This window comes from Vibrio sp. 1402 (assembly GCF_033340275.1).
In genome coordinates, this window is sequence record NZ_JAWOWE010000529.1 from 1 (window position 1) to 570 (window position 570).

Sequence of the window (570 nt, forward strand, 5' to 3'; positions counted from 1 at the left end):
CCACTACTTAAAGACGAATCCTCTTCCGTGCGTATTGCGGCAGCACTGAACTTAGTGCGTGATTATTCTGTTTTGACAGAAGCGCAAAGACCAGCGATAGAAAAGCCTGTGGACGAGCTTATAGCGAGTTTAAAGAGCGGAACGGATAACAACACCCGATTGCTGTTAGCCGATGTGTATCGCTGGCATGAAAACTGGAAACAAGCGGACGATATCTATCAAGCATTGTTATCCAAAATGCCGGAAAACCCAGATGTTTGGCTGAACTTAGCCGACAATTACCGCGCGCAGCAACGTGAGCAAGAAGCGATTGATACACTAGATAAAGCGATTGAACGCTTTCCAGACAATGCCGCCCTGCATTATTCGAAATCTTTGACGCTCGTTCGTTTAAACGACAAAGAGCAAGCCGCAAATGAAATCGAAAAAGCGGCTAACATGGCGAAAAACAATAGTTATTTTTGGTATTTGAATGGTGTGCTACAAGAAAAGGTCAGTGTCGATAAGGCTGTGAAATCTTTTGAACAGGCTTACTTGATTTCAGGCGCGCCAGATCATCTTTACGCGGTG

At 44.9% G+C, this 570-nt stretch carries 1 protein-coding gene; it reads left to right on the forward strand.

The genetic code is table 11. The features are described 5' to 3' along the window. On the forward strand, window positions 1-570 hold a 570-nt coding region (locus R7044_RS27075), incomplete at both ends, for a tetratricopeptide repeat protein (RefSeq protein WP_225456211.1).